The organism is Gordonia rubripertincta (assembly GCF_038024875.1).
GTDB lineage: Bacteria > Actinomycetota > Actinomycetes > Mycobacteriales > Mycobacteriaceae > Gordonia > Gordonia rubripertincta.
Genome location: NZ_CP136136.1, coordinates 1148317 through 1160806, shown reverse-complemented (window position 1 = coordinate 1160806; position 12490 = coordinate 1148317). Strand labels below are relative to the sequence as shown.

General features: G+C 66.8%; 12 protein-coding genes. 9 read left to right on the top strand and 3 right to left on the bottom strand.

What is annotated here, in order from left to right:
- Window positions 1–49 precede the first annotated feature (49 nt).
- The 3 genes from RVF83_RS05200 (at window position 50) to RVF83_RS05190 (ending at window position 3105) form a co-directional block, all read left to right on the top strand.
- Window positions 50–1609 (top strand): glycosyltransferase family 87 protein, encoded by a 1560-nt coding sequence (locus RVF83_RS05200; RefSeq protein ID WP_005194124.1) that lies wholly within the window; start codon window positions 50–52, stop codon window positions 1607–1609.
- Window positions 1610–1683: 74 nt separating this feature from the next.
- Window positions 1684–2625 (top strand): hypothetical protein, encoded by a 942-nt coding sequence (locus RVF83_RS05195; protein WP_005194122.1) that lies wholly within the window; start codon window positions 1684–1686, stop codon window positions 2623–2625.
- A gap of 36 nt (window positions 2626–2661) precedes the next feature.
- A complete protein-coding gene (locus RVF83_RS05190; protein WP_005194120.1) occupies window positions 2662–3105 on the top strand; it encodes a hypothetical protein in 444 nt (147 codons plus the stop codon).
- Here RVF83_RS05190 and RVF83_RS05185 read toward each other — a convergent pair.
- Together RVF83_RS05185 and RVF83_RS05180 are read right to left on the bottom strand one after the other, a co-directional pair.
- Window positions 3085–3666 carry a GNAT family N-acetyltransferase gene (locus RVF83_RS05185; protein ID WP_005194119.1) on the bottom strand — a complete coding sequence of 194 codons (582 nt, stop codon included), beginning with the start codon at window positions 3664–3666 and terminating at the stop codon, window positions 3085–3087. The two genes, RVF83_RS05190 and RVF83_RS05185, sit on opposite strands and share 21 nt — an antisense overlap.
- Window position 3667: 1 nt before the next feature.
- Window positions 3668–5122, bottom strand: a complete 1455-nt coding sequence (locus RVF83_RS05180) for a hypothetical protein (RefSeq protein ID WP_051989228.1) — start codon at window positions 5120–5122, stop codon at window positions 3668–3670.
- Between the two features lie 201 nt (window positions 5123–5323).
- On the opposite strand from RVF83_RS05180, the gene rpsF reads away from it, so the two are divergent.
- The 4 genes from rpsF (at window position 5324) to rplI (ending at window position 7033) form a co-directional block, all read left to right on the top strand.
- Complete coding sequence (gene rpsF, locus RVF83_RS05175) at window positions 5324–5605, top strand: 30S ribosomal protein S6 (RefSeq protein ID WP_004020660.1); 282 nt, start codon at window positions 5324–5326, stop codon at window positions 5603–5605.
- Window positions 5606–5721: 116 nt separating this feature from the next.
- Window positions 5722–6240 carry a single-stranded DNA-binding protein gene (locus RVF83_RS05170; RefSeq protein WP_005194110.1) on the top strand — a complete coding sequence of 173 codons (519 nt, stop codon included), beginning with the start codon at window positions 5722–5724 and terminating at the stop codon, window positions 6238–6240.
- Between the two features lie 60 nt (window positions 6241–6300).
- Complete coding sequence (gene rpsR / locus RVF83_RS05165) at window positions 6301–6558, top strand: 30S ribosomal protein S18 (protein ID WP_005194109.1); 258 nt, start codon at window positions 6301–6303, stop codon at window positions 6556–6558.
- A gap of 19 nt (window positions 6559–6577) precedes the next feature.
- Window positions 6578–7033 (top strand): 50S ribosomal protein L9, encoded by a 456-nt coding sequence (rplI, locus tag RVF83_RS05160; RefSeq protein WP_005194104.1) that lies wholly within the window; start codon window positions 6578–6580, stop codon window positions 7031–7033.
- A 72-nt stretch (window positions 7034–7105) separates the two neighbouring features.
- Here rplI and RVF83_RS05155 read toward each other — a convergent pair whose 3' ends face one another.
- A complete protein-coding gene (locus RVF83_RS05155) occupies window positions 7106–7771 on the bottom strand; it encodes a hypothetical protein (protein ID WP_005194102.1) in 666 nt (221 codons plus the stop codon).
- 575 nt (window positions 7772–8346) lie between these two features.
- Here RVF83_RS05155 and dnaB point away from each other — a divergent pair.
- Window positions 8347–10596 carry a replicative DNA helicase gene (gene dnaB, locus RVF83_RS05150; RefSeq protein ID WP_039879821.1) on the top strand — a complete coding sequence of 750 codons (2250 nt, stop codon included), beginning with the start codon at window positions 8347–8349 and terminating at the stop codon, window positions 10594–10596.
- A gap of 150 nt (window positions 10597–10746) precedes the next feature.
- Window positions 10747–12441 (top strand): transposase, encoded by a 1695-nt coding sequence (locus tag RVF83_RS05145; protein WP_005194066.1) that lies wholly within the window; start codon window positions 10747–10749, stop codon window positions 12439–12441.
- Window positions 12442–12490: the final 49 nt, after the last annotated feature.

The window sequence follows — 12490 nt, the reverse complement described above, 5'->3', positions numbered from 1 at the left end:
GGCTGACTCTGCTGACGCAGCCGACCCTGCCTGGGACAGCCCTGCCCCGTTGGCGTGCGATGAACGCGTCGACGCCGAACGAGTACTCCCGACGCGCTCGGACAACCTGGTGCGCGAGGCGAGTTCGCTCGTCGGCGGCCCGGCGGGCGCGCACGCCGTCATCGGACGCAGCCGCCACCTGACACCGCTGCGCGTGCTGTTCGCGCTCGCGTTGTGCGGACTGGCCCTCGGCTGGTTCGGTAAAGCGAGCTGCCTGCAGCAGGCTCCGGCGGACGACGGTTCGGCGGGCCGCCCGGGCGCCGAGATGAGACTCGACTGGGACGACCAGCGGCAGTTCACCAACCTCTGCTACAGCGACGTCATCAGCCTGTACGGGGCCGAACGACTCAACATCGGGGCCCTGCCGTACCGCGATTTCTGGTTCCAGGAGGACGCCGGGGGCCAGACCATCAAGCGGTACATGGAGTACCCGGTCCTCACCGGGATGTTCATGTACGGCGCCGCGCAACTGACCCGCGGGTGGGTGTGGGCCGAGGAGAACTGGGGTGTCCCCGGTGCGCTCGACGTCGTGCTGTTCTCCACCATCGTCGCGCTCGGTCTGGCCCTGTTCTGGCTGGTCACGATCTGGGCGACGGCTCTGACCGCACGCACCCGGATGTGGACGGTCTGGCTGGCCGCGCTCTCGCCGCTGGTGTTCGTGCACGCCTTCACGAACTTCGACACCATCGCGACGGCCGCCGTCGCGGTCGCACTGCTCGCCTGGTCACGGGACCGGCCGTGGATCGCCGGCGTGGCCATCGGGGTCGGTGCCGCCGCGAAGCTCTACCCGGCATTGCTCCTGGTGGTTCTGGGAGCGTTGTGTCTGCGGTCCGGTCGCGTCCGCGAGTTCGGGGCCACGGCCGGGGCCGCGGTCGCTGCCTGGCTGCTCGTCAACCTGCCGATCCTCATCCCGTATCCCACCGGGTGGTGGGAGTTCTTCCGGTTCAACGGCGATCGCTCGGCCGACGCCGACACCATCTACCGCATCCTCGCCGACACGCTTGGTTTCACATGGAACATCAACATTCTGAACGCGCTGTCGGTCGGGTTGACCGTCGTCGTCCTGGTGGGGGTCGCCCTCATCGGTCTGTGTGCGCCGTTCCGTCCGCGGGTCGCGCAACTGGCGTTCCTCGCCGTCGCCGGCTTCCTGCTCGTCAACAAGGTGTGGAGCCCGCAGTACTCGCTGTGGCTGGTGCCGCTGGCGGTCCTCGCGATCCCGCACACCCGGTTGCTCCTGACGTGGATGACGGTCGACGCGCTGATCTGGATTCCTCGGATGAGCCTGTTCCTCGACCAGGAGCGGCGCTGGCTCCCCGACCAGTGGTTCACCGCCGCGGTGGTGCTCCGCGGTCTGCTCGTCATCGTGCTGTGTGCGGTTGTGGTCTGGCAGATCTGGCATCCGAAGGACGATCTCGTCCGACGCGGGAACGACGGTCGCTGGTACGACGATCCGGCCGGTGGAGTGCTCGACGGTGCGCCGGACCACATCCGGTTGCACCTGCCGTCGGGGCGAAGGCGACGGCGGGCCGAAGCCGAAGTGGCCGAGCCGATTTCAGTCGGTACTCGGTGACGGGATAGCCATCGCGCCGCGGGCGGAGACGAACCCTAGGGAACCGAACGCCGCGCCGCTGCGTCCAATCCAGCATGAATCCGTTGCAACTCGCAGTACCCGACGACCTCACCGACTGGCTTGCCGCCGGCGACCGAACGGCCGAACTCCTGGCCGATTCCGTGCTGGTCGACCAGCAGTGGTGGACCGACACCCTGGCCGAGTTCGAGATGCCGAACACGTTGCACGGCAGTCGAATCGGCCGACAGGACCTGTTCGGCCTCGGTGCGGTCGCCGGAGAGTCCCCGGAGGATGCGATCGCCCTGCTGTGGAATGTCGTCGCGTTCTGCCTGGGCCGGCAGAACTCCGACGGCAAGAAGCGGATCGCCGCCGTGGCCGCCGACCGCAAGCGCCTCGGAAAGCTGCTGCAGGAGGCCGCCCTCGCGAGTCGCGACGACCCGGGTGCGGCGTACGCGATGCTGCGACCGGACAAGGGCGGCAACACCATCGACCGGCTCGGACCGGGCGGGTTCACCTGGTTCCTGTACTTCGCGGGCGCCGGGGACCCGAAACACCCGAGCCCGGTGCTCGAGGCCAAGGTGGGCCGGTCGTTGCGACGTGCCGGGTGGAAGGGTCTGCGCGACGGCGTCTGGACCGCCGCCGACTACGTCGCCTATTCGCGGCTCGTGGATCGCTGGCGCACAGAGGCGGGGGTCGATCGCAACGACGTCGTCGTACGCGGCCTGTTCGCGATCTCGCCCCCGACCGGATGGGACCACCCGTGGCAGGCCTGGGAGCGTCAGACCTGGGAGAAGGCCAACTGGGTACGTGGCCCGCTGTCCACCGACGATCTGCGCGTCGTCCACCGCTGGTTGTGCACCCTTTCCGCGCTGGCGCCGAGATCCGCTGAGGCGCAACCAGAATTCCGCGAGCTGAGTCGCAAGATCAGCCAGGCACTCAATGGCGAGGTCAGTGAGATCAACGGCGGATTCGACGAGGACTACGTCTACGGCAGCTACCTCGGTCGACGCCTCTGAGGGTTGAGGCGTGTCCGTCGTGGGTATGGTCCGGACATGGCTGAGCGTGGCGAGAACATCCCGGACAGCACCGCAGAGGCGGTCGGCAAGGTGGGGGAGGCGCTCGAGTACGTCGAGCGTGCCCGCGGCCACCTCTACAGTTTCCATCAACTCATCGGGCACGCAGACCTGTTGCTCGGCGAGGCCGTGGACGCACTGCGCGAGGACGGGCACTCCGAGATGGCGGATGCCCTCGCCACCGAGATGGTCGGGCGCAATGTCATCAACGGGCGCTGGACATTCCAGGTTGTCGAGGAGTTCGACTCCACCTACTGGCAGCCGTTGCGCGAGCATGCCGATCGGGCGCGGGCCGAGCTGACCGACGGGATCGCACACCTCCACGAGGCGCGGATGAAAGAGGACCGACGGACGCACGGTCACCCCGACCACACCAAGGAGCCCGAGGGCAGGGGACCTGGATCAGGCGGACATCCGCTGTAGCAGTAAGGCTTTGGCGGCCGGCCAGTCGTCGTCGGTCATCGCGTAGAGCGCGGTGGTCCGCCAGTCGTCGCCGAACCGTCGGTGTTTGCGGAGCAGCCCCTCGAAGCGGGCGCCGAGCTTCTCGATCGCGGCGCGGGACTGCGCGTTGTGCTCGTGGGTGTGCCAGGTGACCCGAACCGCGCCGCAGTGTTCGAACGCGTGCCGCAACAGCAGGTACTTCGCTGTTGGGTTGACCGTCGTCCCCTGAACGCGTTCGGCATAGAACGTGTACCCGATGCAGACACTCCGGTGGGCGTGGTCGATTTCGTAGAAGCTCGTCGACCCGACGACCTGACCGTCGACGTTGTCGACGACCGCGAACGGGACGCGCGCTTCGGGGTCGGCGTTGGCGGCGTCGACGTAGCGGTGGGCGGTGGCGAGGTCGACGGGGACACCGGGAGACCAGCGGAACCGGGCCGGGTCCCCGACCACGCGGGCGAGTGCCGGAGCGTCGTCGGCGGTTAACGGCCCCAGGGTGACCCGCTCGCCGACGAGTGGGCCCGTGCCCAACCAGGAACTCATGTCAGGTCCGGTCCGTGGCAGGTACCGGCCGGGTCGTGGGAGTTCCGGTGCGATCACCCGGTCCCGCGGCGCGGATCGTCTTCGACGCGAGCGGTTGCCGCAGCGGTGTGCGGGCGAGCGTGCCGATCAGGTAGACGAGCAGCACCGCGTGCACCCACACCGAGCCGGCGACCCCGGTCAGCACCCACCAGGGCAGGGGATCGCCGGCGTCGCGGATGGGGAACAGGCGGAAGATCGTCAGATCGAGGGCGATATCGGTGAGCAGGTAGACGGCGATCACCTGCCAGCGGACCCGCATGAGCACGAAGAACGGAAGAATCCAGAGCGTGTACTGCGGTGAGTGAACCTTGTGGAACAGCATGAAGCCGGCGAGCATCGCCCCGCTCACACCGATCCAGGGGAAGACGCCGATCCGCTCGTAGCGGCGCCACCCCAGGTACATGGCCACGGCGAAGCCGGCGAGTATCAGGATCGGCGACGCCACCCCGACGATGGAGTGGTAGGTGTCCGTCGTCCCGGTGACGTAGCGGAGACCCCAGTACCAGATGGAGTTGGTGTCGACATCGGCCCGACGCCGCCCCTGGAACGTCAGTGCAGCCTTCCAACCGTCGAATCCGAGGATCATGAACGGCAACTGGATCGCGACGACGGTGACCACCGCTGCGCCGGCCACCCACGCGGCGCCCACCCAGTCGAGGCCGCGACGCCCGGCGCGTCGTGGTCCACCGGCGCCCCCGGTCAGGACATAGGCGGCCAACGGCAGCACGAAGATCCCGGGATAGAGCTTGAGGCAGAAGCCGATCGCGAGCAGGACGGCCGCCACCACGGCACAGGCGCGCAGCGGGAGTCGTCGTCGGCCGGTGGCGTGGTCGATCGATCCGCCCCACGTCATCACCGCGATGGCGGCGACCGCGGTGGCGACCACCGGCAACTCCCAGTTGTGGAAGGAGTACAGGACCAGCGGGGGAGTGGCCGCCCACAGCAGCGCCCACCAGCGGACCATCAGCGCCAGCATCAGCGTGATCGCGAAACCGAACGGCGCCAACAACAGTGCGGACTGGGTGAAGAACGCGGTGTCGGTGTCCGCGCCGATCGCCCCGACGTACATGAACAGACCCGACAGCACCGGATATTCGACGACGCCCCCGAAAAGCGTGCCGTCCCCGGTGATCCCGCCGTGGATGTAAGGGAACACGTGGTTGTTGATGTCGCGGCCGAGCCACAGGTACATCAGGTCCGAGTAGCAGGGGATGAGACCGCCGGGATCGCCGGAGGGCCAGTTGGCGCTGCGACCGTCGGCGTCGAACGGCGCCCCGCCGCAGCGGGCCTTCGTCTGGAAGCTCCAGAACATCGTCGCCGCGGTGGCCAGCAGGGACACCAGCACGATAACCGCGGTCTCACCGCGGCCGGACAGCCACGGGATCCGCCGAGGCGTACTGGTCCGCGGCTCCGACATGGCCAACAGCGTAGGTCGTCGCACACGAACAACACGAACCGAGTGATCGGGGTCGTCATCAGCCGCTGAACCGGTGCTCACGACCTCGGATTTCCGGGAAAACGTCCTGGTCATGTATCTTGGACCGGTTGCCGACGCAGGCGACCCTCCTGCCACGGACAGTCCGTGGCCGACCTAGCCCATAGGAGGTGATGTGGTCTTATGCGTCACTACGAATTGATGGTCATCCTCGATCCGAATCTGGACGAGCGCACCGTCGCACCCTCACTCGATACTTTCCTCAATGTTGTCCGCAAGGATGGCGGTTCGGTGGATGGTGTCGACATCTGGGGCAAGCGCCGCCTTGCTTACGAGATCCTGAAGCACAACGAGGGCATCTACGCCGTCATCGATCTCAATGCCGAGCCCGCCACGGTCACCGAGCTGGACCGTCAGCTGAAGCTGAACGAGTCGGTTCTGCGCACCAAGGTCCTGCGGAAGTAATACACAGGGTTTCTTGAACGTCTGAAGACGTCGGTACCGGGTTCTAGGGTTGACCCAGAAAATCCCGGTGCATGTCGATCAGCGAGTGCCCACCTACGACCCAAGGGGAAACACACATGGCAGGCGACACGGTCATCACCGTCATCGGCAATCTCACCGCCGACCCGGAACTGCGGTTCACGCCGTCCGGCGCAGCGGTTGCCAACTTCACGGTGGCTTCCACCCCGCGCACGTTCGACCGTCAGACCAATGAGTGGAAGGACGGCGAAGCGCTGTTCCTCCGCTGCAACATCTGGCGCGACGCCGCGGAGAACGTGACCGAAAGCCTGACCAAGGGTTCCCGGGTGATCGTGCAGGGACGGCTCAAGCAGCGGTCCTACGAAACCAAAGAAGGCGAACGACGCACGGTCGTGGAACTCGAGGTCGACGAGATCGGCCCCTCGCTGCGTTATGCCACCGCCAAGGTCAACCGCGCCTCGCGCGGCGGCGGTGGCGGCGGCGGATTCGGATCCGGTGGCGGCGGCGGTAGCCGCGGCGGCGGATCGAACCAGCAGGTCGCCGACGATCCCTGGGGCAGCGCACCTGCCAGCAGCGGCGGATCGTTCGGTGGCGGGGACGACGAACCACCATTCTGATAACTCCCGGGTTCCGCCCGTCGGCGGCGACCCGGATTGCATGACTGGAGCAATACACACATGGCAAAGGCAAAGGCCAGCCGGAAGCCTCGCGTCGAGAAGGTCACCAAGACCAAGGCGTGCAGCTTCTGCAAGGACAAGAAGGCCGTCATCGATTACAAGGACACCGCGCTTCTGCGTCGTTTCCTGTCCGACCGCGGCAAGATCCGCTCGCGTCGCGTGACCGGCAACTGCGTGCAGCACCAGCGCGACGTCGCCGTGGCCGTCAAGAACTCGCGTGAGGTGGCCCTGCTGCCCTTCACCTCGACCAGCCGATAAGCGGAAAGGATCAGTTGACATGAAGCTCATCCTCACCGCCGCCGTGGAGAACCTCGGCGAAGCCGGCGACATCGTCGTGGTCAAGGACGGCTACGGCCGCAACTACCTGCTGCCTCGCGGCCTGGCCATCAAGGCCACCCGCGGCGCCGAGAAGCAGGTCGAGGGCATCCGCCGTGCGCAGGAGGCCCGCGAGGTTCGCGGTCTCGAGCACGCCAACGAGCTGAAGCAGGCCCTCGAGGGCCTCGACGCAATCTCGCTGGACGTCAAGACCCACGACTCGGGCAAGCTGTTCGGTTCGGTTACCGCGGCAGACGTCGCCGGTGCCATCAAGACCGCCGGCGGACCCGTCGTGGACAAGCGCAACGTCGTGCTGCCCAAGGGTCACATCAAGGCCACCGGTAGCTACCCGGTCACCGTCACCCTGCATCCGCAGGTCTCGGCAACCGTGCAGCTCGCCGTGGTCGCCGCCAGCTGACCCCAGCGTCGAACACACAAAGGCCGGGTGGAAGAGATTCCACCCGGCCTTTGTCGTGTCTGTCTCCGCGGCCTACTTCGGCGCGGGCGGGTTGGCGGGCAACTGATTCCAGTACTGCAGCCGCGGCGGCAGGTACCGCGGCGCCGGGTTGGCGCTGTGCGCGACGGCGTTGTTGCCCGGTCCGAGAGTGTCCCAGGACGGAAAGAAGAACTTGTGCCACGCGGGGGTGAAGATCAGCGCCCGTTCGCCGGTGCGGCAGGCGACGACGTCGCGCCGCGGCACGGTGCAGGTGACCCCGGCGATGGTGACGCGTTTGCCGACACCCAGGACCGGCGGACGGAACCCGGTCTTCGAACCGAAGCGGTATGTCTGGTCTCTGTTGACCCACCACGGGCCCTGCTGGTCCGCTGTGATGGCGGCGCCGGTCGCGGTGGGCGGGGCTGTCGCCGGGCGGCCCTGACAGCCCACGTAACGGTAGGCCTGACCGATCTGGCACATCCAGCGGCCGGTGGTGAAGAACGAGCGCCCGTTGTCGCCGTAGGCGATCGAGCGGAAGGTCGTCGGATCGACCGGCTGGTACCGCGACAGGTCGAACTCGACGGGCATCGTGGGACCGGGCGCGGCGTTGGCCGGAGGCGCTCCCAGCGCGATCCCGCCCGCGACCGTCAGCGCGGCCACCGCCCCGACCGTTCGACGGATGACCCCGGTTCCCAACCCCAACCTCGACACGATCGACATTGCATCACATGGATTCGGGTCGCGGTCGGCTATCCGGCGAGATGGCACGTGGCTGAGCGCCGTCGTGCCTGGCTGTTACGTAGATCACTCGGGAAATTCACCGAATTGTTGGCCACTCGCACTTGAACGGTCGTCGCAACACGCCCATGTGACGACGCGCCGAAGAGTGGCGAAGGATTTTCAGTTTCTTGATTGTGGAAATTAATGGACGCTCTGAACTGGGCAAACAGGGTTGTTCACACCCGAATTCCTCAGGTTGTCCACAACGGGTGCACAATCGCTCCCCCGCTCATTCACACGTCGTCCACAAGTGCTCCCCAGATTCATCAACAGCCCGGTTTGAGTCGTCGTGGCGGAGGTCTTAGTGTCACGGCTCAGGTCTCAGTCCTGTTTTCGCGCGCCCGCCGGCAGTCGTTGTCGGAGCGTCCCGATAGGAAAGAGACGGACAGAGCAAGAGACAGAGCAGTACGTCGACACCGGAGACTCGCGAGGTGGCCTGCCGGGGCCGACACCACAGAGGTCGTATCCACTCGTCAGGGCGAGCGGTGCGAGCGTATGCGAGAGGTTAGACACACGTGGCTGTTGTGGATGACCGCGGGCACGGTCCTGCCGCCGGCGATCGGGAAGAACGAGGTCGAGGTCGAGGCGGGGACGACGCCCCACCCACCGAGGACTTCGGTAGGCAACCCCCACAGGATCTGGCTGCCGAGCAATCAGTGCTCGGCGGCATGTTGCTGTCCAAGGATGCGGTCGCCGACGTCGTCGAGAAGATCCGTACGGCCGATTTCTATCGTCCCGCGCACCAGGCGGTGTTCGAGGCGATCCTCAGCCTCTATTCCAAGGGCGAACCCGCCGATGCGGTCACGGTCGCCGCGGAACTCGAGCGCTCGGGCGAGCTCAAGCGCATCGGGGGCGCGCCCTATCTGCACACCCTGATCTCGACGGTGCCGACGGCCGCCAATGCCGGCTACTACGCCGAGATCGTGGCTGAGAAGGCGATCCTGCGCCGTCTGGTCACCGCGGGCACCCGCATCGTGCAGTACGGCTACGCGGGCAACGACGGCCAGGACGTGGCCGAGGTCGTCGACCGCGCGCAGGCCGAGGTCTACGAGGTCACCGAACGCCGTCAGGCCGAGGACTACCTCCCGCTCGAAGAGCTGCTGCAGCCGACGATGGACGAGATCGACTCCATCGCGTCGCGCGGCGGCATCTCGCTGGGCGTGCCGACCGGTTTCGCCGACTTCGACAAGCTGACCAACGGTCTCCACCCGGGCCAGATGATCATCGTGGCCGCGCGACCCGGTGTCGGTAAGGCGCTCGCCCTCGACACTCCGCTGCCCACGCCTTCCGGCTGGACGACGATGGGCAAGGTCGGGGTGGGCGACGAGCTGCTCGACGCCCACGGCCGGCCCACCAAGGTGGTCGCCGCGACCGACGTGATGACCGAACGTCCCTGCTACGAGGTCGAGTTCAACGACGGCGCTGTGCTGGTCGCCGACGAGCAGCACCAGTGGGCGGCCGAGATCGACGGCGAGCGTCAGGTCGTCACCACGGCGGGGCTACGCGCGCACGTGGGCTGTGCGGTCATCCGCAACACCGCGCCACTCGAGTTGCCGCGCAAGCGATTTGCTTACGGTCCGTACACCGTCGCGGCGCTGGCGGGGATGGCATTCGACGATCCCGAGATCAGTATGCGCATCGACGCCGAGGGGCCCGTCGACGTGATGACGCTGATGGCCGACCTCGGCGGACGGATCCCCTACGAGTACCTGCGCGGTTCGATCGCTCAGCGCCGTGCGCTGCTGGCCGGTCTGCTCGACGCGCGGGCCACCGTCGACGACGACGGCTGGATCACCGTGCCCGCGGCGACCCGGCACATGACCGCGGTCGTCGCCGACCTGGTCGCCGGTCTGGGCTTCAACTACAAGCGCTCGGCCACCGGGTGGCTGCGCGTCGACGCCGACGAAGACGTGTTCACCGTTCACCACAAGGCAATTCGACACAAGGAGCTCCGTCGCAAGGCCGGCGTCCGCCGCGTCGTGGCGGTGCGTCCGGTGGACTCGGTGCCGGTGCGTTGTGTCGAGGTCGACAACGACGAGCATCTCTACCTCGCCGGTGAGGCGATGGTCCCGACACACAACTCGACGCTGGCAATGGACTTCCTGCGCTCGGCGGCGATCGGACACGGCCTCACCGCGGCCATGTTCTCGCTGGAGATGAGCAAAACCGAGATCGTCATGCGTCTGCTGTCGGCGGAGGCCAAGGTCAAACTCGCCGACATGCGTGCCGGCACCATGAGCGACGACGACTGGACGCGTTTGGCCCGTCGTATGGGTGAGATCTCGGATGCGCCGTTCTTCATCGACGACTCGCCGAACCTCACGATGATGGAGATCCGCGCCAAGGCGCGTCGTCTCAAGCAGCGCCACGACCTGAAAGTCGTTGCGGTGGACTACATGCAGCTGATGACGTCGGGCAAGAAGGTCGAGTCCCGACAGCAAGAGGTCTCGGAGTTCTCGCGTCAGCTCAAGCTGCTGGCCAAGGAGCTCGAGGTCCCGGTGATCGCGATCAGCCAGCTGAACCGTGGTCCCGAGCAACGTACCGACAAGAAGCCACAGGTGTCGGACCTCCGTGAGTCCGGTTCGCTGGAGCAGGACGCCGACATGGTCATCCTGCTACACCGCCCCGACTCGATCGAGCGCGACGACCCGCGCGCCGGTGAGGCCGACATCATCGTCGGCAAGCACCGTAACGGCCCCACCGCCACCATCACCGTCGCGCACCAGCTACACCTCAGCCGGTTCGTCGACATGGCGCGGGGTTAGCACCGGGCCTTGCCGGTGTCTGCCGAAATACGCCCCTGGAACCCACCCTCCAGCGGTCCGCCGTCGACATGGCGCGCTGTTGCGTAATTGGCTGGGTCCGGTCCGGCCTGTCGTGGGTGGTTGGCGGCGGGTTCCGGCGATGATGTGTTGGTGGCCAAGGGTTATCGTCCGGTGCAGCGTGATCAACAGTTTCTGATGCCGCCGAGTATGCGGGAATGGCTGGCGGCTGATGATCCGGTGTGGCTGGTCATCGATACGGTCGCCTCGTTGGATACCTCGGCGGTGCAGGCGGTGCGCAAGACCGGCGGAGCCGGTCGCGCCGCCTATCACCCAGATATGTTGTTGACCCTGTTGATCTGGGGTTGGGCACAAGGTCAACGGTCCTCGCGGCAGCTGGAACGGTTATGTCACCGCGACGTCGCCTACCGCATCATTTGCGCTGGTGACGTCCCTGATCACGTGACGATCTCGCGGTTTCGCGCCGACTGCGCACCCGCGATCGAGAACTTGTTCGTTCAAGTGTTGATGCTGTGCTCGCGGGTCGGGATGGGCCAGTTGGGAGTCGTTGCCCTTGACGGCGTCAAGATCGCCTCCAATGCGTCACTGAGCGCCAATCGGACCGAGCAAGGATTGCGCGCAGCGTTGGCCGCCGAGGCTGCTCGTGCCGCGGCCGAACACGAAGCGGCCGATGTCGCCGAGGATGATGCCCATGGTGATGACCGCGGCGATCAGCTTCCCCGCGAGCTTCACGATCCAGGGTCGCGTCACGCCCGGATCACTGAAGCGTTGGCTGACCTGGCTGCCCACAATGAGCAACTCAACGACGCCGAGTCGGCGGCCGCCCAGCGCAAGAATGACCGTGAACAGGCTGGTGAGAAGGCCCAGAAGGCCCGCGAGGAGACGGTACAGCGGGCGCGGGAACGACGGGCCTCTGGCGGGCCCGCCACGGGTAAGGGATCGTTGCCGGTCGAGATCGAGGTCGAGGTGTTGACCGAGTCGTTGGCGCGAGCGATCGCCGTTCACCAGGACAAGATCGACCGCTATCGGCCCGGGCAGCGGGGCCGTGAACCCGGACCGGTCGAGACGAACTACTACGTGCTGCGCGCCCAACGAGCACTCCAGCGGGCCCTGGACCGTCAACAGCAGCGCCACGCCAAATCCGCGCCTGACTCAACTCCCACCCCGCCTGCCACCGCGACTGCGGCAACGACGTCACGGGCGCGACGGGCGCCACGGCGCAACATCACCGACCCGCAATCGCGGATGATGCCGTTGCGTGGCGGTGGTTGGCTCCAAGGGTTCAACTGTCAGGCTGTGACCAGCGACGACGGGCTGATCATCGCCACCGGTGTGGGCAACAGTCCCGCCGATGCCCCCACCTTCACCACGATGCTCGACAAAGCCGTCACTGCCGCAACACTCATCGACACCCATCGACCCCACCCGCCGGCGACGACCGGCATCGGGGTGGTCTTGGCCGATGCCGGATACCTCTCCGAACACAACCTCACCACCCCCGGACCCGACCGGCTCATCGCGACCGGCAAAAGCCGGGCAGTTTCAGAAGCCGCGCAACACACTCCGACCCACGGACCACCGCCACCAGACGCCTCGCCGATCGAAGCGATGGCCCACCGGTTGGCCACACCAGAAGGGCATGCGCTTTACCGTCAACGCGCCCACATCGCTGAAACCCCGTTCGGCCACGCCAAACACAACCTCGGATTCCGCCGCTTCACCAGCCGCGGACTCGATAGAGCCGCAGCGGAATTCAGCTTCCACGCCCTCGTCCACAACCTGTTCAAAGCCATCGGAAACCCCGCCCTGGCCCCCGCCCTCACCTGACACACCGCCCGGCCAGCCACCGGCCAACCCGACCCGAACCCGACCCCCA

Bases quoted from the DNA above. Each gene is read 5' to 3' on its own strand.
- RVF83_RS05195 (WP_005194122.1), top strand. From the start codon at position 1,684: ATGAATCCGTTGCAACTCGCAGTACCCGACGACCTCACCGACTGGCTT.
- RVF83_RS05190 (WP_005194120.1), top strand. From the start codon at position 2,662: ATGGCTGAGCGTGGCGAGAACATCCCGGACAGCACCGCAGAGGCGGTC.
- RVF83_RS05185 (WP_005194119.1), bottom strand. From the start codon at position 3,666: ATGAGTTCCTGGTTGGGCACGGGCCCACTCGTCGGCGAGCGGGTCACC.
- RVF83_RS05180 (WP_051989228.1), bottom strand. From the start codon at position 5,122: ATGTCGGAGCCGCGGACCAGTACGCCTCGGCGGATCCCGTGGCTGTCC.
- rpsF (WP_004020660.1), top strand. From the start codon at position 5,324: ATGCGTCACTACGAATTGATGGTCATCCTCGATCCGAATCTGGACGAG.
- RVF83_RS05170 (WP_005194110.1), top strand. From the start codon at position 5,722: ATGGCAGGCGACACGGTCATCACCGTCATCGGCAATCTCACCGCCGAC.
- rpsR (WP_005194109.1), top strand. From the start codon at position 6,301: ATGGCAAAGGCAAAGGCCAGCCGGAAGCCTCGCGTCGAGAAGGTCACC.
- rplI (WP_005194104.1), top strand. From the start codon at position 6,578: ATGAAGCTCATCCTCACCGCCGCCGTGGAGAACCTCGGCGAAGCCGGC.
- RVF83_RS05155 (WP_005194102.1), bottom strand. From the start codon at position 7,771: ATGTCGATCGTGTCGAGGTTGGGGTTGGGAACCGGGGTCATCCGTCGA.